This window comes from Maribacter sp. MMG018, from assembly GCF_018100785.1.
Classification (GTDB): domain Bacteria; phylum Bacteroidota; class Bacteroidia; order Flavobacteriales; family Flavobacteriaceae; genus Maribacter.
The window spans coordinates 111,058-135,252 of the sequence record NZ_JAGJEC010000002.1; the positions used below are offsets into that span (position 1 = coordinate 111,058).

General features: G+C 37.7%; 25 protein-coding genes and 1 other RNA gene. 19 read left to right on the plus strand and 7 right to left on the minus strand.

Going from position 1 to position 24,195, the window contains the following annotated elements; genetic code table 11:
- Positions 1-55 precede the first annotated feature (55 nt).
- Positions 56-1,309, minus strand: coding sequence for a hypothetical protein (locus J8L85_RS08730; RefSeq protein ID WP_211016528.1), 1,254 nt, complete (start codon positions 1,307-1,309; stop codon positions 56-58).
- Positions 1,296-2,648 (minus strand): DUF4270 family protein, encoded by a 1,353-nt coding sequence (locus J8L85_RS08735; RefSeq protein ID WP_211016529.1) that lies wholly within the window; start codon positions 2,646-2,648, stop codon positions 1,296-1,298. The genes J8L85_RS08730 and J8L85_RS08735 overlap by 14 nt, the downstream gene beginning before the upstream one ends.
- 241 nt (positions 2,649-2,889) lie before the next feature.
- Here J8L85_RS08735 and J8L85_RS08740 point away from each other — a divergent pair, with 241 nt between their 5' ends.
- The 11 genes from J8L85_RS08740 (at position 2,890) to ppk1 (ending at position 12,289) form a co-directional block, all read left to right on the plus strand.
- Entirely contained in the window at positions 2,890-3,879 is a 990-nt protein-coding gene (locus tag J8L85_RS08740) for a kelch repeat-containing protein (RefSeq protein WP_211016530.1), read from the plus strand.
- An 84-nt stretch (positions 3,880-3,963) separates the two neighbouring features.
- The gene (locus tag J8L85_RS08745) at positions 3,964-4,326 is read left to right on the plus strand and encodes a DUF4907 domain-containing protein (RefSeq protein WP_211016531.1); all 363 of its coding nucleotides are present in this window, start codon (positions 3,964-3,966) and stop codon (positions 4,324-4,326) included.
- Positions 4,313-5,410, plus strand: a complete 1,098-nt coding sequence (locus tag J8L85_RS08750; protein WP_211016532.1) for a histidine kinase — start codon at positions 4,313-4,315, stop codon at positions 5,408-5,410. The genes J8L85_RS08745 and J8L85_RS08750 overlap by 14 nt, the downstream gene beginning before the upstream one ends.
- The gene (locus J8L85_RS08755) at positions 5,407-6,132 is read left to right on the plus strand and encodes a LytTR family DNA-binding domain-containing protein (protein WP_211016533.1); all 726 of its coding nucleotides are present in this window, start codon (positions 5,407-5,409) and stop codon (positions 6,130-6,132) included. Before J8L85_RS08750 ends, J8L85_RS08755 begins: the two co-directional genes overlap by 4 nt.
- 107 nt (positions 6,133-6,239) lie before the next feature.
- Positions 6,240-6,779: a bifunctional pyr operon transcriptional regulator/uracil phosphoribosyltransferase PyrR gene (pyrR, locus tag J8L85_RS08760; protein WP_211016535.1), complete on the plus strand. Its 540-nt coding sequence runs from the start codon at positions 6,240-6,242 to the stop codon at positions 6,777-6,779.
- Positions 6,780-6,782: 3 nt separating this feature from the next.
- On the plus strand, positions 6,783-7,712 hold the full coding sequence (locus tag J8L85_RS08765) for an aspartate carbamoyltransferase catalytic subunit (protein ID WP_211016537.1): 930 nt from the start codon (positions 6,783-6,785) through the stop codon (positions 7,710-7,712).
- Positions 7,713-7,716: 4 nt separating this feature from the next.
- Positions 7,717-8,049, plus strand: a complete 333-nt coding sequence (locus tag J8L85_RS08770) for a ribonuclease Z (RefSeq protein ID WP_211016539.1) — start codon at positions 7,717-7,719, stop codon at positions 8,047-8,049.
- Entirely contained in the window at positions 8,046-8,951 is a 906-nt protein-coding gene (locus tag J8L85_RS08775) for a ribonuclease Z (RefSeq protein ID WP_211016541.1), read from the plus strand. The genes J8L85_RS08770 and J8L85_RS08775 overlap by 4 nt, the downstream gene beginning before the upstream one ends.
- A gap of 122 nt (positions 8,952-9,073) precedes the next feature.
- Positions 9,074-9,721, plus strand: coding sequence for a pyridoxamine 5'-phosphate oxidase (pdxH, locus tag J8L85_RS08780; RefSeq protein WP_211018215.1), 648 nt, complete (start codon positions 9,074-9,076; stop codon positions 9,719-9,721).
- Positions 9,722-9,733: 12 nt separating this feature from the next.
- Positions 9,734-10,219 (plus strand): histidine phosphatase family protein, encoded by a 486-nt coding sequence (locus tag J8L85_RS08785; protein ID WP_211016543.1) that lies wholly within the window; start codon positions 9,734-9,736, stop codon positions 10,217-10,219.
- Positions 10,220-10,222: 3 nt separating this feature from the next.
- A complete protein-coding gene (ppk1, locus tag J8L85_RS08790; RefSeq protein WP_211016546.1) occupies positions 10,223-12,289 on the plus strand; it encodes a polyphosphate kinase 1 in 2,067 nt (688 codons plus the stop codon).
- A gap of 116 nt (positions 12,290-12,405) precedes the next feature.
- Here the strand turns inward: ppk1 and J8L85_RS08795 are convergent, their stop codons facing one another.
- Positions 12,406-12,987: a tRNA-(ms[2]io[6]A)-hydroxylase gene (locus J8L85_RS08795; RefSeq protein WP_211018217.1), complete on the minus strand. Its 582-nt coding sequence runs from the start codon at positions 12,985-12,987 to the stop codon at positions 12,406-12,408.
- Between the two features lie 106 nt (positions 12,988-13,093).
- Here J8L85_RS08795 and J8L85_RS08800 point away from each other — a divergent pair, with 106 nt between their 5' ends.
- From J8L85_RS08800 to J8L85_RS08830, 7 genes are read left to right on the plus strand one after another with little or no spacing between them, the layout of a single operon-like run.
- Positions 13,094-13,942, plus strand: coding sequence for an EboA domain-containing protein (locus J8L85_RS08800; protein WP_211016548.1), 849 nt, complete (start codon positions 13,094-13,096; stop codon positions 13,940-13,942).
- Positions 13,943-13,945: 3 nt separating this feature from the next.
- On the plus strand, positions 13,946-14,854 hold the full coding sequence (locus tag J8L85_RS08805; protein WP_211016549.1) for a TatD family hydrolase: 909 nt from the start codon (positions 13,946-13,948) through the stop codon (positions 14,852-14,854).
- 1 nt (position 14,855) lies between these two features.
- The gene (gene eboC / locus J8L85_RS08810) at positions 14,856-15,755 is read left to right on the plus strand and encodes a UbiA-like protein EboC (RefSeq protein ID WP_211016550.1); all 900 of its coding nucleotides are present in this window, start codon (positions 14,856-14,858) and stop codon (positions 15,753-15,755) included.
- A gap of 4 nt (positions 15,756-15,759) precedes the next feature.
- On the plus strand, positions 15,760-16,920 hold the full coding sequence (locus tag J8L85_RS08815) for a 3-dehydroquinate synthase (RefSeq protein ID WP_211016551.1): 1,161 nt from the start codon (positions 15,760-15,762) through the stop codon (positions 16,918-16,920).
- A gap of 7 nt (positions 16,921-16,927) precedes the next feature.
- A complete protein-coding gene (eboE, locus tag J8L85_RS08820; protein ID WP_211016552.1) occupies positions 16,928-18,121 on the plus strand; it encodes a metabolite traffic protein EboE in 1,194 nt (397 codons plus the stop codon).
- A gap of 1 nt (position 18,122) precedes the next feature.
- Positions 18,123-19,496: a nucleotide pyrophosphatase/phosphodiesterase family protein gene (locus J8L85_RS08825; protein ID WP_211016553.1), complete on the plus strand. Its 1,374-nt coding sequence runs from the start codon at positions 18,123-18,125 to the stop codon at positions 19,494-19,496.
- A 6-nt stretch (positions 19,497-19,502) separates the two neighbouring features.
- Positions 19,503-19,856, plus strand: coding sequence for a transmembrane 220 family protein (locus J8L85_RS08830; RefSeq protein ID WP_211016554.1), 354 nt, complete (start codon positions 19,503-19,505; stop codon positions 19,854-19,856).
- On the opposite strand, the gene J8L85_RS08835 is transcribed toward J8L85_RS08830, so the two are convergent.
- Positions 19,845-21,719, minus strand: a complete 1,875-nt coding sequence (locus tag J8L85_RS08835; RefSeq protein ID WP_211018219.1) for a DNA polymerase III subunit gamma/tau — start codon at positions 21,717-21,719, stop codon at positions 19,845-19,847. The two genes, J8L85_RS08830 and J8L85_RS08835, sit on opposite strands and share 12 nt — an antisense overlap.
- A 110-nt stretch (positions 21,720-21,829) precedes the next feature.
- Between J8L85_RS08835 and rnpB the strand changes: the two genes are divergently transcribed.
- An RNA gene (gene rnpB / locus J8L85_RS08840) (RNase P RNA component class A) lies at positions 21,830-22,143 on the plus strand.
- Here the strand turns inward: rnpB and J8L85_RS08845 are convergent.
- Genes J8L85_RS08845 through J8L85_RS08855 form a run of 3 tightly spaced genes read right to left on the minus strand, consistent with a single transcriptional unit; the run spans position 22,140 to position 24,140 of the window.
- A complete protein-coding gene (locus J8L85_RS08845; RefSeq protein ID WP_211016555.1) occupies positions 22,140-22,676 on the minus strand; it encodes an RsmD family RNA methyltransferase in 537 nt (178 codons plus the stop codon). The two genes, rnpB and J8L85_RS08845, sit on opposite strands and share 4 nt — an antisense overlap.
- Entirely contained in the window at positions 22,676-23,512 is an 837-nt protein-coding gene (locus tag J8L85_RS08850; protein ID WP_211016556.1) for a DUF3822 family protein, read from the minus strand. Before J8L85_RS08850 ends, J8L85_RS08845 begins: the two co-directional genes overlap by 1 nt.
- Positions 23,490-24,140 carry a hypothetical protein gene (locus J8L85_RS08855; RefSeq protein WP_211016559.1) on the minus strand — a complete coding sequence of 217 codons (651 nt, stop codon included), beginning with the start codon at positions 24,138-24,140 and terminating at the stop codon, positions 23,490-23,492. The genes J8L85_RS08850 and J8L85_RS08855 overlap by 23 nt, the downstream gene beginning before the upstream one ends.
- Positions 24,141-24,195 lie beyond the last annotated feature (55 nt).

Here is a 24,195-nt window from a genome sequence, read left to right on the forward strand (position 1 = left end):
TTTTTATGACCTATAGAGTAACAATAAATAATTCGTTTTTATCGGTAACGATATTTTAATTGATCTTCCTTTTTACGAACCATACATCTTCAAGACTTAGGTTAAGGGTGAGCAAATGATACTGTTCTTTTATAACTACATTTTGGATCTTACCTCTGTTTCCAAAACTATAGGAAAGGTTTAAGAAAGAACTTCTGCCACTGTGCAGCGGTATGCCAATACCTCCGGTAATGTTATAGCCGTCTATTTTTTTATTGCCGATAGACAAGTTTCCGTCGTCGTAATTATATCCTAGTCGATATTGGATCCTATCTTTATATTTATAGCTCGTCGCATTTTTTTGGTATTCTAGTCCTATGGCGTAAATATTTTGGTCCACATAATGGCCTATCGCCTCTTCTTGGTCGGTTTCTGTCCAATAGTTTTTCTTATAATCGGCACTTATGGTCCAAGAATTAAATACGGTAGCTCCGACTCCTATACCAACTTCCATGGGCAAGGTAAAATCGTCAACGGACTCAACAGTTTCATCCTCTACCGTTACTTCGGCCCCGTCCAATGTTTTTATCACGTTTCTGGTGACTTTACCGCTTAGGTTGGTTGGAAATTGAATGGTGCTTCCAATAGTAATCTTGTCCGTCAGGTCAAATTGAAGGCCTGTAGATAATCTAAAACCTGAATAATTGGTCTTTTCACTAGATTCGAAATAACTGCCAGAGATGTAAAAACTTTCGTTTTCTTCTATATTACCAAAAAGGAAGGATCCTGAAAGACCGAATCTGATATTGTCGTTTAGCTGATATCCTAGATTCATTTTAAGGTCGCTAAGTCCTCCTAAGCCACTAATAGTGCTTTCGAAAGTATCGGTAGAGCCTTCAATATTCGTCTCTACCCCAACAACGGAATAGCCGACCTCGCTATAGGGGATCAAACTGACTCCCGCCCCGAAGCCTTGCCCTATAGGGAAGGCAAAAGCAAGATTGGAAAAATTAAAGTTCGTCTTGGACTCAGAATCGTTATTGTTGGAATACTCGTTGAACTGTCCCTTAAGTCCTACGTCGTATAAAAACGAGTTTCTTGGAACCAAAGAAAATGTGGCCGGATTTAAATTGTTGATACTTCCTACATTTTTTAGTCCCAATCCGCTATATCCCAATCCGTTAGATTTACCGATACTTGCTTGGTTTACCACTCCCAGTCCGTAAAGGGAGTATGGAGAACTGGTCAGGGCTTCCGACTGTGAATATGCCGTTGAACAGACGGCGACCGTAAGTGTAAAAAATATTATTTTAAGATTAATCTTCATCATATATGGCATAAGTAATTTCTAAAACAGTTTCAAATGAATCTTGGCTATTTCCTTGAAGAATAAAACGATTGACCTCAGATATATAATCATAAGGAAAGAGAATTAAAGATTCGTTGGTTTCGGGACTTTCGGTTAAAATTTCTTCTATATAAGTGCTTAAAGGAATTTCGTAGTAAATCTCATTAAATTCTTGATTATCAGTATTTAATGTGGCTGTAACCGCGGTCGCACCATCAATTGTAAGCTGTTCTGTCAAGGCATTGTTTTGGTCCACTTTAAAAACCGATAGGGTGCTACTTAACATTAGATTTTCGTCATAGGATTGTTCCGCGGGCTTTATTTTTAAGACGGCATCCAAAACGGTTCCCGATCCGTTTATATCGTATAATCGTTTAATATGGGGAAATGAGATTTTCATGGCTATACCGACCCCAGATTGAATAAAACTTAGGTCGTACGAATCTTCACTTTTAAGGTCTATTTCTTTGTCTGTAAGGGTTTGAAGGGGTTCAATGGGGTCTTTGGACGTAATACTAACAAAGAAAGGTGTCGGGCTGTCCAACATGTTTATTTGTAAATCTGTATACGACTGTACACGTTCGTCCGATTCGGGTATGCTATGGTATAACCTTATGTAGGTAGATGCGGTATCGTAAGAGTAACCTAGTATAGATCCGTCATCGCTATCGTCGGGTATAAAGGCAAGGCCCTTAAGTACGTTTGTGAATTCATCATTGTTGACAATTAATTTGTCTTGAAGATTTTCGAATATTTCAATACCAAAAGAATCCGATAGTCTAATTTCTAACGAATCTGCCGTAATAGGTCTAGGGGTAAAGCTAATAGATCCCATATCGGTATCATCGTATGCAATGGTACTTGTATTGTAAAAATAGGTCTCTCCGTTATCCGGTTTTAGGTCTTCTGTAATTCTCCTGATCTTAATATTGTTTGTTAGAAGTGTATCGTTGTAGTAATATGAATCCGGTTTTAAATACAGTACAATACTGTCGAATTCAGAGTCGGTATCAATGGTGTATGAAGTTGGTATCACTTGCGCGTAACTAGAAGCTGTAACGGTGCCAAAAACTGGGTCGTTGTATTGTCCTATTAACATTCTAGAGGCAGAAGATGTTGCCAAGCTATCGAACTTCATGGTCGATGTTGATACGGTGACGGTATCAATTTCATAAACACGGATATTGCTATTGGTAAACGCTTCTCCTGCCTCAAAGTCCGATGAGTTTAAATTGTCGTCGGTACAAGATTGAAAAGATATTATTACCAAAAAAAACAATAAGGGCACGGCTGGCCATGCAGATTTTTTCGTCAAGGTCATATAATCAATAATTAGTTGTTCGGCGAAGCTACATACAACATATAGGCTTAGAAATTGGAATAGACGAACCAGTTTTCTTAAGGGATGAAGAGGGATATTGTCACGATAAAATCAATATCGATATTGATAGATCAAAAAGCCTTGTTCGTATGTTAAATCGAGCTGTAGATATATTCTATTTTCTATAGGGGAGACAAGATTCTAGATTTGCCTATCTAATAATTTCATGAATTTTTCTAAAATGATACAAACGATTTTAAAGTATAGGGCAGCAGTATTATTAAGTATGGTTATGGTAATGACCTATAGTTGTTCTAGTGATGATGAAGAGGATTTGGGTAACTGGACGGATAGTTCTGTTTTTGATGGTAGTGCTAGAAGTAGTGTTGCGTATTTTACCGTAGGATCCACTGGTTACATGGGTGTAGGTTATGATGGAGATGACTATTTAAATTCTTTTTGGTCATATAATATTGATGGTGATTATTGGAGCCAGAAAGCAGATTTCCCGGGTGTTGCCCGTAATGCGGCCGTAGGCTTTGAAATTGATGGTATAGGGTACATTGGGTCTGGTTATGATGGAGTCGATGAATTGAGTGATTTTTATAAGTACGACCCAAGTACCAATACATGGAGCGAAATTGCATCACTACCGGTAGTAAGAAGAAGTGCAATAGCATTTTCTGCGAACGGTTATGGGTATTTCGGTACTGGGTATGACGGTGAAAACGATATGAAAGACTTCTGGAGGTATGATCCAAGTACGGATCAATGGACAGAATTAGTAGGCTTTGGTGGAAACAAAAGACGTTCTGCTACATCGTTTACCGTTAATGGTATTGTGTATATGGGAACAGGAATTTCTAACGGGGTGTACCTTGATGATTTTTGGGCCTTTGATCCTTCTACGGAAACATGGACACAAAAATTGGATCTAGATGAAGAGGACGATTATACTATTGTTAGGAGTAGTGCTTTAGGTTTTGAAATGAATGGGTACGGTTATATAGCTTGTGGAGAATCTAGCGGTGCGCTTACCAGTGTATGGGAATATGATCCTACTACCGATGAGTGGGACCTAAAAACCCCTTTTGAAGGAACCGCAAGGCAAGATGGGGTTGTGTTTTCAAATTCTGCTCGGGCATTTATAGGTATGGGAAGAACAGGTTCTCTTTATTTGGACGACCTAAAAGAGTTCTTTCCGATGGATGAGTATGATGATGAAGATTAAGAAAGTTTTATTTAGTGCATTGGTTGTTGATTAAAGGGAAAGGATCAAACAGTTTTGTTTGGTCCTTTTTAAAAGTTTAAGATTATGAAGGGTTTTTTAACTTTTGTTATAGGAATATGTATAGTGGGTATAATGTACATTGCCTTGAACAATGACAAAAAGGACCAAGTGCATAAAAATGCTCATTATTTATATGGTGAAGTAATAGATCAAGGAGATGGTTATGGCTATCGGATCTATAATGGAGAGAAACTGATCATACAACAAGAAACAATACCTGGTTTTGTGGGCGAAATTGCCTTTGCGACCCATGATGATGCCGATAAGGTGGCTAAATGTGTGATGGGTAAATTGTTGAAAGGGGTAAACCCTACTATCACTCTTGAGGAGCTTAATGCATTGGGTATTGGTATGGAGGGTAACAAAGTGTCGAATGGTGTTCAATAGGTCTACCTATACCAATCTATTCGTTCATATAATCGTTTGGATTTTATTTTATAGTATTTTAAGCTACCCTTTTCTTTCTGAAGGAGGTTCTTTCCCATTGTTCATGTTGCCCAGAATGGTTTCAATAATTATCCTTTTCTATATAAACTACTTTTATTTTGTGCCTAGGTTTTTACTTAATAAAGGAGTTCTTTTTTATTTGGTCCTGTCTTTGGTGTGTATCACTTTGGTGGTGATCCTTGAAAATATTCTATTGTCTCAACCACCTCCAAGGGTATTTGGTCCAATGGGCCTTAATGGTGTAGGGGCAAGATATAGGCCTTCTTCTGTTTCAAGGGCCGTTGAGCTTATAGATATGCCAAGGGGAGATTTTAGGTTTAGACCTTTCTTTGCCTCTTTTGTGCGTTTGGGTATCCCGTATTCCATTAGTTCCATATTACGTATTTATTTAGAATGGAAGAAAAATAATAATCTGCGCGAAGAGATAGAAAAAGAGAATATTAAGTCAGAACTACAGCTTTTAAAAAATCAACTGGATCCCCATTTTTTGTTTAATTCCCTAAACACCATTTATGCACTTTCGGTAAAAAAATCATTGGATACCTCGCAGGCCGTGGTTAATCTATCGGAACTGATGCGGTATATGATCTATGAGGCGGATAAGGACATGGTTCCTTTGACAAAAGAATTGGATTATATAAAAAGCTATGTGCAGTTGCAGCTTTTACGGCTGTCCGATAGTGAAAATGTGACCCTTAAGATATCGGGCGAAGATAAGGGCAGGGCCATACCTCCGCTAATATTTATTTCGTTTATAGAAAATGCCTTTAAGTACGGAACCGATTATAATGGCAAGACCTCCATTAGAATAGAACTATGTATTAGCAATGAGTCTATTCGTTTTTTTATAGACAATAAAATAGGAGTGATAAGAAAATCTGCCAAAAGCTCTGGAATCGGTCTGGAAAACGTACGAAACCGATTAAATCTTTTATACCCCAACATGCATACTCTAAATGTGTTTAACAACGGTGTCAATTATCGGGTAGAATTGGAATTAAAAAATTTAAAAACCGCAGGATGAAGTGTATATTTATAGATGATGAACCTTTGGCAATAGAAATATTGGTAGACTATTGCTCTAAGTTAGATTTCATAGAGGTTGTAGGTACCTATAGCAACCCTTTGGATGCCATTACGGAAATCCGCAAAAAAAATGTAGACCTTATTTTTTGTGATATTGAGATGCCCCAAATAAATGGTATAGATTTTATAAATTCATTGGACAATAGACCCTTGTTTATATTCACCACGGCCTATTCGCAATATGCGGTCGAAGGGTTTAATCTTAATGCGATAGATTATTTGGTAAAACCGATTCCTTATCATAGGTTTATTAAGGCAATTGCCAGGGCCCAAGAACTATTGTCCAACAAGAATGTCCCCACTACCGGAAACGTGTTTTCTAGCCATGGCGATACCAATGAATCTCAAAAATTTGTTTTCGTAAAATCTGAATACGAAAGTGTTAAGATAAATTTAGATTCGATAGAATATATACAGGGCCTTAAAGATTACCTTAAAATTCATGTTCAGGATACCAATAAGGCAATTTTGACATTGATGAGTTTTAGGGAGTTGATGAGCAAATTGCCGCCGAACCAATTTTTACGTGTGCATAAGTCTTATGTGGTGAACGTGAACCATATAAAAAAGGTGCAACGGAATAGAATCGTCATCAACGACTTTCGTATTCCGATAGGGGAGAGCCATAAAGAGGCGTTCTTCTCTATTTTGGGTATTTAGGGCCTTCGGTTTGCGGACATATTTTTTTTAAGCCTTGTGGCTTCGATATTGAGTAATTTGTTTTGAATTTCATATTTTTGTGAAGCTAAAAGCACGGATGACATACTATGGGTCAAAAAGTCTTACTCTCTTCAAAGGAAATAAATATCATCCTACATCGTTTGGCTTGTCAGCTTCTTGAAAATCACGAGGACTTTAAAAATACCGTACTTATAGGCATACAGCCTAGAGGTATCTATGTGGCACAGAGACTCGCAAAAATTCTTTCAGAGGAATACAAGGTAAAGCATATTGATCTAGGTTTTCTGGATATCACTTTTTATAGAGACGATTTTAGAAGGGGGGACAAACCCTTAGAGGCTACAAAGACCAAGATCAATTTTTTGGTAGAGGACAAGAAAGTTGTTTTAATCGACGATGTGCTGTATACCGGTCGTAGTATCAATGCCGCCTTAACGGCATTACAATCTTTTGGCCGACCTTCAGAAGTAGAACTTTTAACCTTGATAGACAGGAGGTTTAGCAGGCATTTGCCTATACAGCCCAATTATAGGGGGCGACAAGTAGATGCCATTGATGATGAGAAAGTGAAAGTAATGTGGGAAGAAAACGATGGAGAGGATATAATTTATTTGATTAATAGATAAAAAATGGGCGAACTGAGTGTAAATCACTTGCTAGGGATTAAATATTTAAAAGAGTCGGATATTCAACTCATTTTTGAAACAGCAGATCATTTTAAAGAAGTTATCAATCGCTCCATTAAAAAAGTTCCTTCGTTAAGAGATATTACCATAGCCAACATATTTTTTGAAAATAGTACCCGTACCAAACTTTCATTTGAACTTGCGGAAAAGAGACTCTCTGCCGATGTATTAAACTTTTCGGCAAGTCAATCTTCCGTAAAAAAAGGAGAGACACTAATAGATACGGTGAACAATATTCTCTCTATGAAAGTAGATATGGTGGTAATGAGGCATCCAAATCCGGGTGCCGGCATATTTCTGTCAAAACATGTGAAGGCTTCTATTGTAAATGCTGGCGATGGGGCTCATGAACACCCTACACAAGCATTGTTGGATTCCTATTCCATAAGAGAAAAATTAGGGGATGTAGCTGGTAAAAATGTGGTCATAGTCGGCGATATTTTACATTCGAGAGTAGCTCTTTCAAATATATTTGCCTTAAAACTACAAGGAGCGAACGTAAAGGTTTGTGGTCCTAAAACGTTGATTCCAAAACATATAGAATCATTAGGGGTGCAGGTTGAAATGAACTTGAGAAAAGCATTGGAATGGTGCGATGTGGCAAATATGTTGAGAATACAAAACGAACGATTGGATATTAGTTATTTTCCTACTACAAGAGAGTATACACAACAATTTGGAGTAAATAAAAACCTTTTGGACAGCCTTGGTAAAGAAATTGTAATCATGCACCCGGGTCCTATAAACAGGGGGGTGGAAATTACGAGTGATGTTGCCGACTCAAAACAGTCCATTATTTTGAATCAGGTAGAGAACGGAGTGGCAATTCGTATGGCGGTAATTTATTTATTGGCTTCAAAGATTAAACAGTAAGAAGATGATTTTTGATAAAGAAGGAACCACTACCATTGTAGACCAAGAAAAGAAAGTCATTACTACTTTTCTAAAAAATTTAGAAGACCGTTATTCAGAGGTTGAAAACGACAATCTGATTGTGAACCTTTTTTCTTTTGAAAAATTATCTGCGGGTGATGTATTGGAGTTTCTTGAGATTTCCAATAGGCATAAAGATTCGGGAAAATCGTTCGTAATAGTTACCGATAAGGTAAGTTATGATGAAGTGCCGGAAGAAATTATGGTAGTACCTACACTACAAGAGGCCAAAGATATTGTAGAAATGGAAGAAATAGAAAGGGACCTAGGCCTGTGAAATTAACGATACTTGGTTGTTATGCGGCCACTCCACGAACTTTAACGAACCCGACATCACAAGTTTTGGAAATCAAGAACCACATGTTCTTGATAGATTGTGGCGAGGGTACGCAGGTACAGTTACGGAAGCATAAGATCAAGTTCTCTAGAATTAACCATATATTTATTTCCCACTTACATGGTGACCATTTTTTTGGTCTTCCTGGACTTGTTTCAACTTTTAGATTATTGGGAAGGGATAAGGAAATGCACATATACGGACCCAAAGGAATAAAGGAGGCCGTAACACTTCTGCTGAAACTGGGAGATTCTTGGACCAATTATCAACTCTATTTTCATGAATTGACTTCTACTGAGAAAGAATTGATATTTGAAGATGAAAAAGTAACGGTCGAGACCATACCGTTAAACCATAGGGTCTATACCAATGGTTTTTTGTTCAGAGAGAAATTGGGCGAACGCAAGCTAAATGTCGATGCCGTAAAATACCACGAAATAGACAAGGCCTACTTTCAAAATATTAAAAAGGGGAAAGATGTGGTTACAGAAATCGGAGAGATAATAGCGAATTCTGAGCTTAGTTTTGATCCCGTTAAACCAAAATCATATGCTTTTTGTAGTGATACCGCCTACAGGCCAGAAATAATTCCGCAGATTAAAGAAGTGGACGTTCTGTACCATGAATCCACTTTTCTGGAATCGGAAAAACATTTGGCGGAAAAGACGAAACATGCTACGGCAAAAGAAGCCGCTGAAATAGCAAAAGAAGCCAATGTTGGCACCTTGATATTGGGGCACTATTCTACACGGTACAAATCAATATCCTTATTTAAGAAGCAGGCAGAAGAAGTTTTTGGCAATGTGCTTTTGGCCGATGATGGCAAGCATTTTGAATTTTAGATTCACCTGCACTGCAGATAGATAAAATAATCTTCGTTCCATCGAACAAAAGAGCAAGACTTGCTTTAAAAAATGAGATCTTTTCATGATCTTTGAGTATATTGTTTTTTTAAGTTTTAATGATGCAGAAAGATCTAGGGGATTACAGAAAATCATATGAAAAAAGTGCGTTGATGGAAAACAATATTTCCGACAATCCAATGCAGCTTTTTCAAACTTGGTTTTATGAAGTGGAACAATCTAACGGAGTAGATGAGCCCAATGCAATGACGGTTTCTACGATTGGTTTAGATGGTTTTCCAAAAAGCAGGGTAGTGCTGTTAAAAAAATATACCCATGAGGGATTTATTTTTTATACCAACTATAAAAGTGAAAAAGGAAGGGCTATTGCCAATAACCCGAACGTGTGCGTGTCTTTCTTTTGGCCTAACCTCGAAAGGCAGGTGATTATTAAGGGAAAAGCGGAAAAAATAGCAGAAAACCTTTCTGATGGGTATTTTGAATCAAGACCCCATGGCAGTAAACTTGGTGCCTTGGTTTCTAACCAGAGCAATGTTATTGCCTCTCGGGACGAACTGGAAGATGAACTAAAAAGACTGGAGAAAGAATTTGAGGGAAAAGAAGTGCAAAGACCAAAACATTGGGGAGGTTATATAGTAAAACCTATTTCGGTAGAGTTTTGGCAAGGAAGACCCAATAGGTTGCACGATAGAATCCGTTATAGGTTAGAAAATGGTTTAGATTGGGTAGTGGAACGTTTGGCGCCATAAAACTGGATAGGTATGAAAAATTTATTGCTTATGCGCCATGGAAAATCTTCCTGGGAACTTAATGTTGGAGATCAAGATAGAGCTTTGTTGCAACGGGGTATAATGGATGCCCATTTGGTAGGCGCTAAATTGGCGGAAGAAAACATGGCTATCGATTATGTGTTTTCGAGCCCGGCGAACCGAGCGTTGCATACGGCGATAATCTGCCTAAGAAGTTTAAAGTATCCTTTAAATAGATTAAAGATCGTTCCAGATTTGTACGACTTCTCGGGCAATGGCGTATTGGATTTTTTGAAAAGCCTAGATGATGGGTTGGATACCGTCTTGCTATTTGGTCATAACCATGCTTTTACCCATTTGGTAAATTCTTTGGGAGACAGGCATATCGATAATCTTCCTACGAGTGGTTTTGCCCATATACAATTCAATGAAGGGTCATGGAAAGATATTTCACGGGGCTCTACGATTAAAACAATATTTCCAAAGCAGTTAAAATAAATTATGGTGAAGTATAATAATCAGTACGTAAATAGAGAAATAAGTTGGTTGTGGTTCAACGAGCGTGTGTTGCAAGAGAGTGCCGATACCAAGGTGCCCTTAATAGAAAGGTTAAGGTTTTTGGGTATTTTCTCTAATAATTTGGATGAGTTTTTTAAAGTACGTTATGCCACCGTAAAAAGAATAGTAGAGGCCGGTAAAACGGGTAAAAGTGTTTTGGGAGGTGAAAAGGCCAAAGACCTGTTAGAGGAAATTACAGAGATCGTTATTAACCAACAGGCCAAAAGCTTGGTTATTTTAAAACGGATAGAGAAAGAACTGGAAAATCAGAATATATTCATTATCAAAGAGACCGAACTTAATGATAATCAGAAGGAATTTGTTAAGCGATATTTTCTTCAGAATGTGAGTCCGCAGTTAATGACAATCATACTTAACGACCTTACCCGTTTTCCGACCCTAAAGGATACAGCAGCTTATTTGGCGGTAAAGATGATTATTAAAAGTGATAAGACGAAAAAAGAAAAAAGATTTGCGCTGATAGAAATTCCAAAAGGTATTGATCGTTTTGTGGTATTGCCCAAAGAAGGTGATAAAGATTATATTATAATTCTCGATGATGTGATCAGGTATTGTCTGGACAGTATTTTTACCATGTTCGAATACGAGTCCATTTCTGCCCATATGATAAAGATTACCAGAGATGCGGAATTGGATATCGATAATGATTTGAGCAAAAGCTTTATCGAGAAAATTTCCTCTAGCGTAGAACATAGAAAAATCAGTGATCCGGTACGTTTTGTATATGATAAAAGTATTGCTAAGGATACCCTCGCCTTTTTAAAGGAGAAGATGAACATAGAGGAAACCGACAGTGTAATACCCGGTGGAAGATATCATAACAAAAGGGATTATATGGGTTTTCCCAGTCTTAATAGAAAAGATTTGTTGTATGATAGAATTACACCTTTACCTGTTAAGGGTTTAAGTATAGAAGGCAGTATTCTTGAAAGTATCGCTAAAAAAGATTATTTACAATATACTCCATACCACACCTTTACTTACATTTTAAAATTTTTGAGGGAAGCCGCTCTGGACCCAAAAGTGCGTACCATTAAGATTACGGTATATAGGTTGGCAAACAATTCGCAGGTGGCCGCATCTTTGATTAATGCCGTGAAAAATGGAAAGCAGGTAACCGTACAGATAGAGCTGCAGGCGCGTTTTGATGAGCAGGCGAATATTGAATATGCGGAACAATTACAGGCAGAAGGGGTTAAGTTGATCTTTGGGGTACCCGGGTTAAAGGTGCATAGTAAAATTTGTTTAATAGAAAGGGAAGAAGAGCAAGGCTTAAAAAGATACGGTTTTATTAGTACGGGTAATTTTAATGAGGATACGGCCAGAATTTATACCGATTATACATTGTTTACCGCCCATGAAGCAATTTTAAAAGAGCTGAATAAAGTTTTCGACTTTTTTGAGACTACTTATAAAATCAATAAGTACAAGCATCTTATCGTATCTCCACACTATACCAAGAGTATCTTTTCGAAGTTGATAGACAATGAGATCAAAAATGCCATTGCGGGAAAAGAAGCCTATATAAAAATTAAAATGAACAGTTTTACCTCTTATAAAATGGTAGATAAACTGTATAAGGCGAGTAGGGCAGGTGTTAAGATTCAATTGATTATTCGTGGTATTTGTTGTTTGGTGCCAGGTGTAAAAGGTATGAGTGAGAACATTGAGGCTATTAGTGTGGTAGACAAGTTTTTAGAACATACCCGGTTATTCGTTTTTGCCAATGGAGGTAACCCGAAAGTATATATATCTTCGGCCGATTGGATGACCAGAAACCTAGATTATAGGGTAGAGGTAGGTTGTCCTATTTATGATGAGGATATTAAACAAGAGCTTATGGATACCTTTGAAATTTGTTGGAGAGACAACCTTAAAGCGCGCGTATTTACAGAAAAACAAGACAACGCCTATCGTGAAACAACCGTACCAGAATGTAGGTCACAGTTTGAGACATATGATTATTATTTGAAAAAATTAAAATCATAGCCCGTTTTACTTATAAAAACAGAAATCGATTTTATAAAAAAACCATGGAACCTATAGCTTTTTAAGACAAGGTTCCATGGTTTTTCTTTTGTAAATGTATTTGGTCGGTTAAAAAATTAACCGTGTACCTTTTCCGATTTGCTAAGGTTTTCCATAATTTTTGCCTCATAGGTAAGAAGGTCTTGCCATTTTTTGTCCACTTCTTCGCGGTCACCGTATTGTCTGGCAAATTTTAAGAACATGGTATAATGGCCAGCTTCGCTGATCATTAGTTTATGGTAGAAATCAGCCAATTTTTTGTCCGTTAATTCTTCTGAGAGTAATCTAAAACGTTCACAACTTCTAGCTTCTATAAGGGCGGCGTACAAGAGTCTATGAACCAGTTGGGTTGTTCTGCTGCCTCCTTTAGGAAAAAACTTTACGAGCTCTAATACATATTCATCTTTGCGGTCACGTCCCAATTTTTTGCCACGGGCAATAATTAGGTCATGTACCATTTTAAAATGCCCCATTTCTTCTCTAGAAAGGGCTACCATTTCTTCAACCAGTTCTGTGTATTCAGGAAATGAGACTATTAACGAAATAGCGGTACTTGCCGCCTTTTGTTCGCAATAGGCATGGTCGGTAAGTATTTCATCAATGTTTTTTTCTACGATATTTACCCATCTTGGGTCCGTGGGAAGTTTTAGGCCTAACATCATTATTGCAACTTTAGTTTTTTAACTCTTGTTTAAAGTTGTAAAAATAAGGCTTTGTGGGTTTTAATAATTATTTTTGAAAAGGAGATTATATAATAGATACTTAATGCAGGTTAGCGAACAGATAAAAGAAGCCATAGGGTCACAGTCAAATGAGGATGCCATATTATGGTTAGATGAGAAAACTTCTAAATTGGAAACCGATAAGAACGTAAGGGATCTTTACATGTCTTACAGTTTGTTGGCATCTAAATTCGATAAAAACATACCATTAAAATTTGAGGGGGAGGTAAGTGGGGCGTTGTCCTATTTAGATTCCCATAATGCAAATTTATTGGAGGCTGCCAGAATTTATCTTCTTGCAAAAGTATTGGAGATCGATGATGGGTTTTATGGCCCTAAGGTTGCCAATATTATTCAAGTAGCAGATACTACAGAACTAGAAACATTTTTAAAGTTCTTGGTGCTTTTACCAGAACCCGAAACGTATAAATCTACGGCGGTGGAGGCGCTTAGAACCAATATTTCTGTAATTTTTGATGCCATTACCTTGAACAATCCATATCCGGCGAAGTATTTTAATGATCAGCAATGGAACCAAATGTATTTAAAGGCGGCCTTCATGGAAAGGGATCTTTCACAGATCCAATCGGTCGACGAAAGGGCTAATGCCGATCTGGCGCGTATTATTTCTGATTACGCACATGAAAGGTGGGCGGCTTCAAGAAAGATAGACCCCATGTTCTGGAGACCGGTATCTAAATTTTTGAACGATACCCTGTTAAAGGATATGCAAAGGTTATTGGGTAGCGAAGATGTATATGAGAATAGGGCGGGGGTCTTGTGCTGTTATTATTCAGAGAATAAAGAAGCATTAAAATTATTGGAACCCTACAATAATTTAAAGACAGAAATAGAAACAAACAAGTTAACTTGGAACACCTTAAAGAAATAAATAATGGAAGATAAGATGATGATAATTGATCCACACGTTCATATGACATCAAGAACGACCGATGACTATGAAGCTATGCAAAAAGCTGGTGTGGTAGCTGTAATAGAACCTTCTTTTTGGCTTGGCCAGCCAAGAACACAAGTAGGGTCTTTCCAAGATTACTTTAGTAGTTTGGTAGGTTGGGAGCCTTTTAGGGCCAGTCAATTTGGTATTAAGCATTACTGCACGATTGGTTTAAACTCTAAAGAAGCCAATAACGAAGCTTTGGCAGAGCAGGTGGTAGAGTTGTTGCCCCTGTATTTGCATAAAGAAAATGTAGTGGCCATTGGTGAGATCGGTTATGATGATCAAACACCTGCAGAAGACAAATATTTTAGAATGCAGTTAGATTTGGCCAAAGAGCTGAATATGACGGTACAGGTACATACACCTCACAGGGATAAAAAAGCGGGAACCATCAAAAGTATGGAGGTTTGTTTAGAACATGGTCTTGACCCCTCGAATGTAATTATTGACCATAACAATGAAGAAACGGTAAAAGAAGTTCTGGACCGTGGATTTATTGCGGCGTTTACCATATATCCAAAAACAAAAATGGGGAACGAACGTATGGTCGAAGTGGTAAAAAAATTCGGTAGCACCAATATTATCGTTGATAGTTCGGCAGATTGGGGAGTTAGTGATCCATTGGCAGTACCAAAAACAGCCTCTTTAATGTTGAAAAGGGGAATTGCGAAAGAAGATGTTGTAAAAACATGTTACCAAAATGCATTGGATGCCTTTAGTAAAAATGGGAAAATGAAAGAGGAACATTGGTTGAATCCAGGTGGCATAGACCAATCACAATTATTTAATGATAATAGCGTTTTAAGAGGGCAAACACCTCGAATTGATTCCGACCAAATCACCTAACATGATGAAAAAAATCATGGGTTTTGCTAGACTGGCAAGACCTGCGAACCTGCCAACGGCGGCTGCCGATATTTTGGCAGGTATCACTATATCATTATTTTTTTTGAACATAGAAGCATCCGCTTTTTTTATGGAAAGAAGTTGGAATGTTTTACTCTTGGTGTTTTCATCTGTTTTTCTTTACGCCGGGGGTGTCGTCTTTAACGATGTGTTCGATGCTGAATTAGATGCGGTAGAACGTCCGGAAAGAGCTATTCCTAGTGGTTTAATAAGCGTGCCGCAAGCAATTGTGTGGGGTGTTTTGCTAATGGCTGTTGGGCTTTTTTTGGCATATGCTACAAGTGTGCCGAGTGGTAATCTGGCCCTTGTTTTGGTAGTTGCAATACTGGTATATGACGGGGTGGCCAAGAAACATTCCTTTTTCGGGCCCTTGGTCATGGGAATATGTCGTGGACTAAATTTGTTGCTGGGTATGTCCATTTTATCGCAGATAAACCCTTGGTGGGTCGCCTTGGTACCGGTGTTGTATATTTTTGCGATTACCTTGATCAGTAGGGGCGAGGTACATGGGAACAATAAGAAACATATTCTTATATCCGGAATATTGTACGGTATTGTAATCATTTCCATTACCGGCACTATTTTTATGTTTTCAGACAATCTATATATCTCCTTGCCTTTTATAATTTTATTTTCATTTTTGGTATTTCGTCCTTTGTTAAGGGCTTATAAAGACAATTCTCCCGCCAATATTAAAAAAGCGGTAATGGCAGGTGTCTTGTCTTTGGTGGTGATGGATGCATGTTGGACGGCCGGGTTCTCCAACTGGTATATAGCACTGGGCGTTTTATTACTTTTACCGTTATCTTTAATACTTTCTAGAATTTTTGCCGTTACATAGTTATATGATATTAAAACCTATAAAACAGTCTTTCACGGTTCAGTATGATTATCAACTCCATTTCACAAGAGATTTGTTCGGTTTGGACAATCACCTTTTTGTTGATATCATTAAGAACTATAAAGATTACGAACCTGTAAAACTATTATTTGTAGTCGATAAAGGGGTGGCAGGAAGCCATCCACAATTGCTTGAAAAAATATCGAATTATTGTGCTTCGAATTCTGGGAATATAAAACATACCGAGAGTTTGGTCATCGATGGTGGGGAGCAGGCTAAAAATAGGGCTGAATATATAGATTTGGTGCTTAAGGCAATTAATAACAATGCTATTTGTAGGCATTCGTTCGTGGTAGCTTTAGGAGGAGGAGCAATAATAGATATGGTAGGTTATGCAGCGGCTATTGCCCATAGGGGCGTAAAATTGATTCGTATACCAACAACGGTGTTGTCACAGAACGATTCTGCCGTTGGTGTTAAGAACAGCGTAAACATATTTAATAAAAAGAACTTCTTGGGCACCTTTGCCCCACCGTATGCAATTATTAACGATAGTGATTTTCTTGCTACATTAGAACAAAGAGATTGGATTTCCGGCATCGCAGAGGCAATAAAAGTAGCGCTTATAAAAGATAGGTCGTTTTTTGAATATATTTCAGAAAATGCCGATGCTTTAAGAAAAAGGGAACTTGATCCCATGCAATACGTAATCTATAAATGTGCGGAAATGCACATGCACCATATTTCCCAAGGAGGAGATCCGTTTGAATCTGGATCTTCTAGACCTTTGGATTTCGGTCACTGGGCCGCCCATAAATTGGAGTATATGACCAATTATGAATTGCGACATGGGGAGGCAGTTGCAAAAGGCATTGCATTAGACGTTACCTATGCCCAGTTAATGGGGCTTATTACAGATGCAGAGTTAAGTGTTATTTTAGAGACCATGACTTCTATTGGGTTTAATTTGACCCTTCCGCTGCAAACGCAAAGTAGAGTACAAGAGCTTTTAAAAGGTATAGAGGAGTTTAGGGAACATCTTGGGGGACAGTTGACCATTACCCTTATTTCCGGAATAGGAAAAAAACACGATGTGCATGAAATTGATATGAAAATAATGGAGCGGGCAATAGAGCGATTAAATCATCAATTTACCTTTAAATAGTAAGTTTATGTTGATCGATAAAAAGTTTCACGTTTCCTATTGTACCAACATTCATCCTGGGCAAGATTGGAACAGTACTTTTCAAAGCCTTAAAGATTATGTGCCTAGCATAAAGAAAGAAGTGTCACCAGACCTTTCTTTTGGTCTTGGGCTTAGATTGTCCAATAAGGCAAGTGAAGAATTGGATGAAGGTTCGGCGATGACCGATTTTAAAGAGTGGTTAAAGGCGAACGACATCTATATTTTTACCATGAACGGTTTTCCGTACGGTAATTTTCATGATGAACGTGTTAAGGATGATGTGCATAGCCCTGATTGGACTACCAATGATAGGCTTGTTTATACAAAAAGACTTTTTAGGCAATTGGCCTCGTTGATACCTTTTGGGCTCAATGGAGGAATATCCACTTCGCCCGTTAGTTACAAATATTGGCATAAAACGGACGAAGACAAGCATAAGGCTTTTAAAAAAGGGGCAGAGCATATGGTGCTGGTTGCCCAACAGCTTTTTGAACTGGAAAAATCTACCGGTACTTATTTGCATTTGGATATTGAACCTGAACCAGACGGTCTGTTGGAAAATAGTGATGAGGTATTGTCTTTTTATAAAGAATATCTGGTTCCGGCAGGGGAGGTGTTGTTGCAGAATCAATTAGGACTGAACAGCAAAGAAATTGAAAAGCTTGTAAAGAGATATATCACCGTATGTTACGATATATGTCATTTCTCGTTGGCGTACGAGGAGCCCGAAGATACATTTGCCAAGTTTAAAAATTCGAATATTGTTGTTGGAAAGATACAGGTGAGTGCCGCATTAAAGATATTGTTCAATGCTTCCAACAGTAATGATATTTGGCACATATTGGAAAAATTTAACGAACCTACGTATTTGCATCAGGTTACGGAAAAGGTTGGGGCATTGGTAAAGACCTATAATGATTTGCCTGTAGTTTTGGATCAAAAAGGCGATTTTGAAGAATTGAGGGCCCATTTTCATGTTCCCATATTTTTGGAAGAATTTGGGGCACTGCATTCTACACAAGATCATATTCTAAAGACTTTGCAGTATCTTAAGACCGATCCCATATCAGAACATTTAGAAATAGAAACATATACATGGGATGTGCTTCCAAAAGACCTTAAAGAAGATTTGACGGTCTCTATTATTAGAGAGATAAAATGGCTTAAAGATCGTATGTAACATGCAAAAAACAGTTGTCATAAATGTGGTGGGGCTGACAAAAAGGCTTATAGGTAAGCATACACCTTTTATAGCCTCTTTTTTAGAGCAAGGTAAATCAGCCTATATAAAACCGGTTTTGCCCGCAGTAACATGTTCGGTACAATCTACTTATTTAACGGGTAAATGGCCTTCTGAACATGGTATTGTTGGTAATGGTTGGTATTTTAAAGACGAGTGCGAGGTTAAGTTTTGGAGGCAATCCAACAAATTGGTGCAACAACCAAAAATTTGGGATACCTTAAAAAGCATGGATTCCAATTTTACTTGTGCCAATCATTTTTGGTGGTATAATATGTATTCCAATGTTGATTATAGTCTAACACCCAGGCCTAATTATTTGGCAGATGGCAGAAAAATTCCAGATGTATATTCGCACCCTGCGGAATTACGAGATGAAATGCAGGCCAGTTTAGGAACGTTTCCCTTGTTTGAATTTTGGGGGCCAAGAACCACCATCAACTCATCAAAGTGGATCGCGGATGCCGCTATTCGAACGGATGAAAAACATGATCCGACGTTAACATTGATCTACCTTCCCCATTTAGATTACAACCTTCAGCGTCATGGATTGAATTTTGATATTATTTCTAAAGATTTAAATGAGATAGATGCTGTTGTTAAGCAGTTGGTGACGCATTATCAAGAGCTAAATGCCAACATTGTTCTATTGTCCGAATATGGTATTACAGACGTAAACAGGCCCGTTCATTTAAATAGGATTCTGCGTAATAAGGGGTATATAAATGTTCGTGTAGAAAGAGGGTTAGAGTTATTGGATGCAGGGGCGAGCGAAGCTTTTGCCGTTGCAGATCATCAAATAGCCCATGTTTATATTAAAAAGCAAGAGAATATTAACCAAGTTAAGGCTCTTTTAAATGTTGTACCCGGAGTTGAACGGGTATTGTCAAAGGACGAATTGGAAAAAGAACATTTAATTCACGATAGATGTGGAGACCTTGTGGTGGTTGCCGATAAAGATTCGTGGTTTACGTATTATTTTTGGTTAGATGACGCCTTGGCGCCCGACTATGCCAGAATGGTTGATATTCATAAAAAGCCGGGCTACGATCCTGTTGAAATGATGACAGACCCCAAAGATAAATTGGTGACGGCCAAGGTTATAGGGAAGTTGATAAAGAAAAAACTTGGATTTAGGACCGTTATGGACATTATTCCGTTGAACGCCAATTTAATCAAAGGTTCCCATGGCAGAATACCTGAAGACACAGAAGATTACCCCATTTTTATTAGTAATATGGGGCATTTGGTACAAAAGGAAAAAATGGAGGGGATTGAAGTTTGCGACTTAATTAAAAATCATGTTTTAAATTAATTTCAAATGAGACTTTTATATAAAATTATTGGCTTCTTGTTTACGTTATTTTTTGCTTGGGGGGCAATTGTACAATATAACGATCCCGATGCTTTTATATGGATCGCGGTGTATGTTTTTGCGGCAATTATTTCTTTACTCTTTGCACTTGATAGGGTAAAATATATAATTCCATTAATTTTGGGAGTAGTTTGTTTTATTGGATTTGTGTACCTGTACCCATCCGATTTTCAAGGTTTTGATTTAGATGATGGAGATATAAAGACAGTAGAATTGGGCCGTGAAGCTTTTGGTCTTTTAATAATTGCGATAGTAATGTTTTTCTATAGTTTTCGTCTAGGGAAAAAACTAAAGGTCTAGGTCAAACTCTTGGCGCAACAAATCTATTGCCGGGTTTTTCTCCCTTAATTTTTGGTACTTTTCCTCTGGGGTAAAAGCGAACTTTTTGGCGCTGGATTCGTTCACTTTTATATCAAGTTGAATAAAGTGGTTGTTTAATTTACTTCTTAAATACCCCATTAGTTCAAAACTTTCCCTTTCTATTTCTTTTTTCATCGTGCTATTCGGAAGCTCAATGCTAATGGTGAAATTTTCTTTTAGTTTCGGAACATCGGTATTTAGGTTCGAAGCCAATATCTTTTGGCCCTTCGCATCTATTTGTTCAACAAAATCGGACCAGTGACGTTGAAGGTCCTCTTCTGTAAAAGGATCTCTGGGTAAATCATCTTCGTCTACAACGACCTCTATTTTATTGAGTTCGTGTTCTTTTTTCGCTTTTAAACTGGATAAAGATAATGCCGAAACACGTTTTGCCGGAGGCGCAATGTTCAGCTTCTTGGCAACAGGCTCTTTCTCTTTAACTGTCGTGTTGGTCTCATCAGTACTTTTTTCTACCTGGGGAGTTGTTTCGACGTTGGTGTTGTCTATATGAGATGGTGGTGGGGTAGAAACAATTTCTTTTTCCGTAGTATTCGCTACAATTTCTTTGGCCGTAGCCGCTTCAACGGTTTTAATTGTTTCGGGATTAGAATCCTCTTGTTCGTTCGTTTCTTTTTGTTCGTTTGCCTCTTTTGGTTTTTTTGGAAAATTTTTATAAAACGACGCAGGAGCTATAAAATCAACAGTACTGTTATGAAGAGCTACGGATTCAGGATTTTTTTTTTCTCCATCAAAATCGATGGAGGCAAGCTTCATTAAGGTAAGTTCGACCAAGAGTCGCTGGTTCTTACTGGTTTTATATTTTAGATCACAATCATTGGCCAGATTAAGTGCTTGCAGCAAAAAATTTCTAGAGGTTTTCTGTGATTGTTCTTTATATTTTTCTTGAGCACTTTCCCCTACTTCTAAAAGAGCTATCGTGTCTTGGTGCTGACATACCATTAGATCCCTAAAATGAGAAGCAAGGCCCGCTATAAAATGATGGCCGTCAAAACCTAGCGATAATGTTTTGTTGAACAACACCAACAATTGCGGTATGTTATGCTCTAAGATGAGGTCTGTTGCCTGAAAATAAGTATCGTAATCTAGTACATTCAGGTTTTCGGTTACCGCTTTTCTGGTAAGCTCTTTTCCCGAAAAACTTACGACCCTATCAAAAATAGATAAGGCATCGCGCATTGCTCCGTCCGCTTTTTGGGCGATTATATGTAGTGCATCTTCCTCAGCGTTTATACCTTGGCTTTCCGCAATATATTTTAAGTATTCGGCAGCATCTTTTACCGTAATCCTCTTAAAGTCAAAAATTTGACATCTAGATAATATGGTAGGTATAATTTTATGTTTTTCGGTAGTCGCTAAAATAAATATAGCATGTTTAGGAGGTTCTTCAAGGGTCTTTAAAAAAGCGTTAAAGGCCGAAGAAGAGAGCATGTGAACCTCATCTATGATGTATACCTTGTATTTGCCTACCTGTGGGGGAATACGAACCTGGTCTATCAGATTTCTTATATCGTCCACCGAGTTATTGGAAGCGGCATCTAGTTCAAAAACGTTAAAAGCAAAATCTTCATCTTCACTTTCACTACCGTCAGAGTTGATTTGCTTTGCCAATATACGGGCACAAGTTGTTTTTCCTACCCCCCTCGGACCGCAGAATAGAAGGGCCTGGGCGAGATGGTTGTTGTCTATCGCATTTTGGAGGGTATTTGTAATAGCTTGTTGCCCCACAACGTCTTTAAACGTTTGGGGTCTGTACTTACGGGCCGAAACAATAAAAGGTTCCAAAATCTTAATAGCTTTTTGTGCAGATACAAATATAAAAATAGCCATTAATTTGACTAGGTATTTAAAGCATATATCATCTTTAGTTATCAACAATTGCAGTACATTTGCGCTTAGCAGGCCACCTTATCGCTTAATGCTAACAAGTTTAGTGTTCAGAGGAAAGTCCGGACACCATAGTGCAGTATAGCGGGTAACGCCCGTCCGTCGAGAGACGAGGACCAGTGCAACAGAAAGCAAGTACAGTTCGGCTGTAGTGAAATCAGGTAAACTCTATACGGTGAAACGTCATGTAAATCGGTGTTTGAGGGTTGCACGCCCGAGCCGAAGGGTAGGCGGTTGGAATCTTTGGGCAACCTTAGATCTAGATAAATGATAAGGGCCCGTTTTTACGGGAACAGAATCCGGCTTATGGCCTGCTTTTTATTTTTTAAAAAAACTAAAGACACTATTTCCGTATTTTCTTGAGCTATCAAAATGGGGAAGATGGTCTAGAACGGTCTGTTTAGAGTGTTCAATTATAAGTAGGCCATTTTCCAATAACATATTATTTTCAAATACTTTTTTGGGAATGTTTTCAAAATCCTCGATTTCCATACTATAAAAGGGGTCTGCAAATATGATATCGAAAGGTTCTTTGTTTCGTTCCAAAAAAGCAAATACTTCGCTTTTTAGGGTCTTAATGCCCATTTCCAATTCATTGGAGGTCTTGTTGATGTAAGTGATGCATCCCATATCAGAATCAACCGACAAAATATCTTCAACACCTCTTGATGCAAATTCATAGCTGATATTACCGGTACCGGCAAAGAGGTCCAAAACTTTTAGATCAGGGAAATAGTAGTAATTGTTCAAAATATTGAACAGAGCTTCTTTCGCCATATCTTTTGTAGGTCGTACGGGTAATTTTTTTGGGGCTATTAGGTTTCGACCCTTATGTTTTCCTGAAATAATTCGCATTAAATTGCATTTATTAAGGTAAAGTCAATGGATTCGACTTCCGGTTCCCCTAGGTCTAAATGATGGGGTGATGCCGGAGCAAAAATAGATAGGTTTTCTATGTAAGAATAGCAAAGTTGATAAACTTCATCATCTTCTTCTACGGTGCCGAAAAGTTTAACCGAAACAGAATCGGTATCAAGCTCCAATTGCTCTAAAACAAACAAAAGGTAATAAGCGAAATCCTCTTTTGTTTCGTATAAAAAGCTATTGTACAGAAGTAGTTTTTTTTGTTTTACAACTGTAATATCCATTTGTTTTTTACCAACATGAACATAGCAGACCGCTTCTTTATGGTTTCCATAATTGTTAAGTAAAGATTGTATAAGAACCGTGCCGTTATGCATATAGGTAAACTCTCCAAAAATGTCGTAGATATAGTTGTTGATGTTCATGTAAGGAACATAAATATTAACAATGTCCAGATTTTCCAACTCGTCATATGCGAGAACATCCGATGACAATACCTTGGTGTTAAACTTAAGGTAATTAGTGAGTTCATCTTTGTTGAACAGCGGTTTGGGTACTAGTCCGAAAAGGGTATTGCTATGTATTGCGACTACTTCGTCAAAAGTACCTTTGTCCAAGTTATGTTCATGAAATAATTTTTCCAATTCTTTTAATAAAGTCATTGGGTTGTGTTCTTCATGAAACAACTTACGGTCCGCTTTAATTACTTTGTGTGAAACAGTATCCGCTACACAAAAAGAAAGTCCATTCAAGCTAACTTGAATGGACAATTTTTTAAAATTTTTATCGGCTATATCTAAACCTTTATTGGTCGTTTTTTTTGTCATAAATTGGAGGCCAGTTACCACTGGTACTAACTTCTGTTAAAGAACCTACTTTTATTTCCGATCCATTGATTTCTTCTACACTGACCTGTACATTTTCACGGGCCAATAAATCTTTAGGCTGATCATAAAGCACGACACTTTTAGCAACTTTAGCTTCGAATACAGGGGCTTTGTAGCCACTCTTTTCGATAATATCTGCCTTCATGGTAAACTTCTCTCCATTTGGAGCTGTCGGCACAATGGCCAAATCTTTGTACCTGTTGTCATTTTTAAATAAAGAATCACGTACCGAAACGAAACCTAACGTATCTATGATTTTTACCTCTTTCAATAAATCGATTTGATATGTTTTATCAAACTCCATGAAAGAAGAATCTCTTTGTTGCGTAATAACATATTTTCCGGTATCAATAAATTTTATCAAGCTCGGAAAGTCATTGGCATATTTTCCGTTTACGGCCTTATACGCTTCTTGAGAATTTCTGATATCCTTTAATCTGGATACTACTTTCGCAAATCGCTCTTGTTTGGCTTCGTTAAATTTAATAGGTCCGGTTACGGAATTATAGATTAAATATCCCAAACCAATACAAGCAATCCAAAGTACAATCTGTATTACGGTCTTCATTTCGTAGAGTGTTAATTTAATTTAGTGGTTGTCACAAATCTACAATTTTTTTTTA

Coding starts and splice junctions, on each gene's coding strand:
- J8L85_RS08730 (WP_211016528.1), bottom strand. CDS start 1,309: ATGATGAAGATTAATCTTAAAATAATATTTTTTACACTTACGGTCGCC.
- J8L85_RS08805 (WP_211016549.1), top strand. CDS start 13,946: ATGGAAGATAAGATGATGATAATTGATCCACACGTTCATATGACATCA.
- eboC (WP_211016550.1), top strand. CDS start 14,856: ATGATGAAAAAAATCATGGGTTTTGCTAGACTGGCAAGACCTGCGAAC.
- J8L85_RS08830 (WP_211016554.1), top strand. CDS start 19,503: ATGAGACTTTTATATAAAATTATTGGCTTCTTGTTTACGTTATTTTTT.
- J8L85_RS08850 (WP_211016556.1), bottom strand. CDS start 23,512: ATGACAAAAAAAACGACCAATAAAGGTTTAGATATAGCCGATAAAAAT.
- J8L85_RS08765 (WP_211016537.1), top strand. CDS start 6,783: ATGGGCGAACTGAGTGTAAATCACTTGCTAGGGATTAAATATTTAAAA.
- J8L85_RS08740 (WP_211016530.1), top strand. CDS start 2,890: ATGATACAAACGATTTTAAAGTATAGGGCAGCAGTATTATTAAGTATG.
- J8L85_RS08825 (WP_211016553.1), top strand. CDS start 18,123: ATGCAAAAAACAGTTGTCATAAATGTGGTGGGGCTGACAAAAAGGCTT.
- eboE (WP_211016552.1), top strand. CDS start 16,928: ATGTTGATCGATAAAAAGTTTCACGTTTCCTATTGTACCAACATTCAT.
- pdxH (WP_211018215.1), top strand. CDS start 9,074: ATGCAGAAAGATCTAGGGGATTACAGAAAATCATATGAAAAAAGTGCG.
- ppk1 (WP_211016546.1), top strand. CDS start 10,223: ATGGTGAAGTATAATAATCAGTACGTAAATAGAGAAATAAGTTGGTTG.
- J8L85_RS08795 (WP_211018217.1), bottom strand. CDS start 12,987: ATGTTAGGCCTAAAACTTCCCACGGACCCAAGATGGGTAAATATCGTA.
- J8L85_RS08735 (WP_211016529.1), bottom strand. CDS start 2,648: ATGACCTTGACGAAAAAATCTGCATGGCCAGCCGTGCCCTTATTGTTT.
- J8L85_RS08770 (WP_211016539.1), top strand. CDS start 7,717: ATGATTTTTGATAAAGAAGGAACCACTACCATTGTAGACCAAGAAAAG.
- J8L85_RS08755 (WP_211016533.1), top strand. CDS start 5,407: ATGAAGTGTATATTTATAGATGATGAACCTTTGGCAATAGAAATATTG.
- pyrR (WP_211016535.1), top strand. CDS start 6,240: ATGGGTCAAAAAGTCTTACTCTCTTCAAAGGAAATAAATATCATCCTA.
- J8L85_RS08845 (WP_211016555.1), bottom strand. CDS start 22,676: ATGCGAATTATTTCAGGAAAACATAAGGGTCGAAACCTAATAGCCCCA.
- J8L85_RS08785 (WP_211016543.1), top strand. CDS start 9,734: ATGAAAAATTTATTGCTTATGCGCCATGGAAAATCTTCCTGGGAACTT.
- J8L85_RS08815 (WP_211016551.1), top strand. CDS start 15,760: ATGATATTAAAACCTATAAAACAGTCTTTCACGGTTCAGTATGATTAT.
- J8L85_RS08855 (WP_211016559.1), bottom strand. CDS start 24,140: ATGAAGACCGTAATACAGATTGTACTTTGGATTGCTTGTATTGGTTTG.
- J8L85_RS08745 (WP_211016531.1), top strand. CDS start 3,964: ATGAAGGGTTTTTTAACTTTTGTTATAGGAATATGTATAGTGGGTATA.
- J8L85_RS08750 (WP_211016532.1), top strand. CDS start 4,313: ATGGTGTTCAATAGGTCTACCTATACCAATCTATTCGTTCATATAATC.
- J8L85_RS08800 (WP_211016548.1), top strand. CDS start 13,094: ATGCAGGTTAGCGAACAGATAAAAGAAGCCATAGGGTCACAGTCAAAT.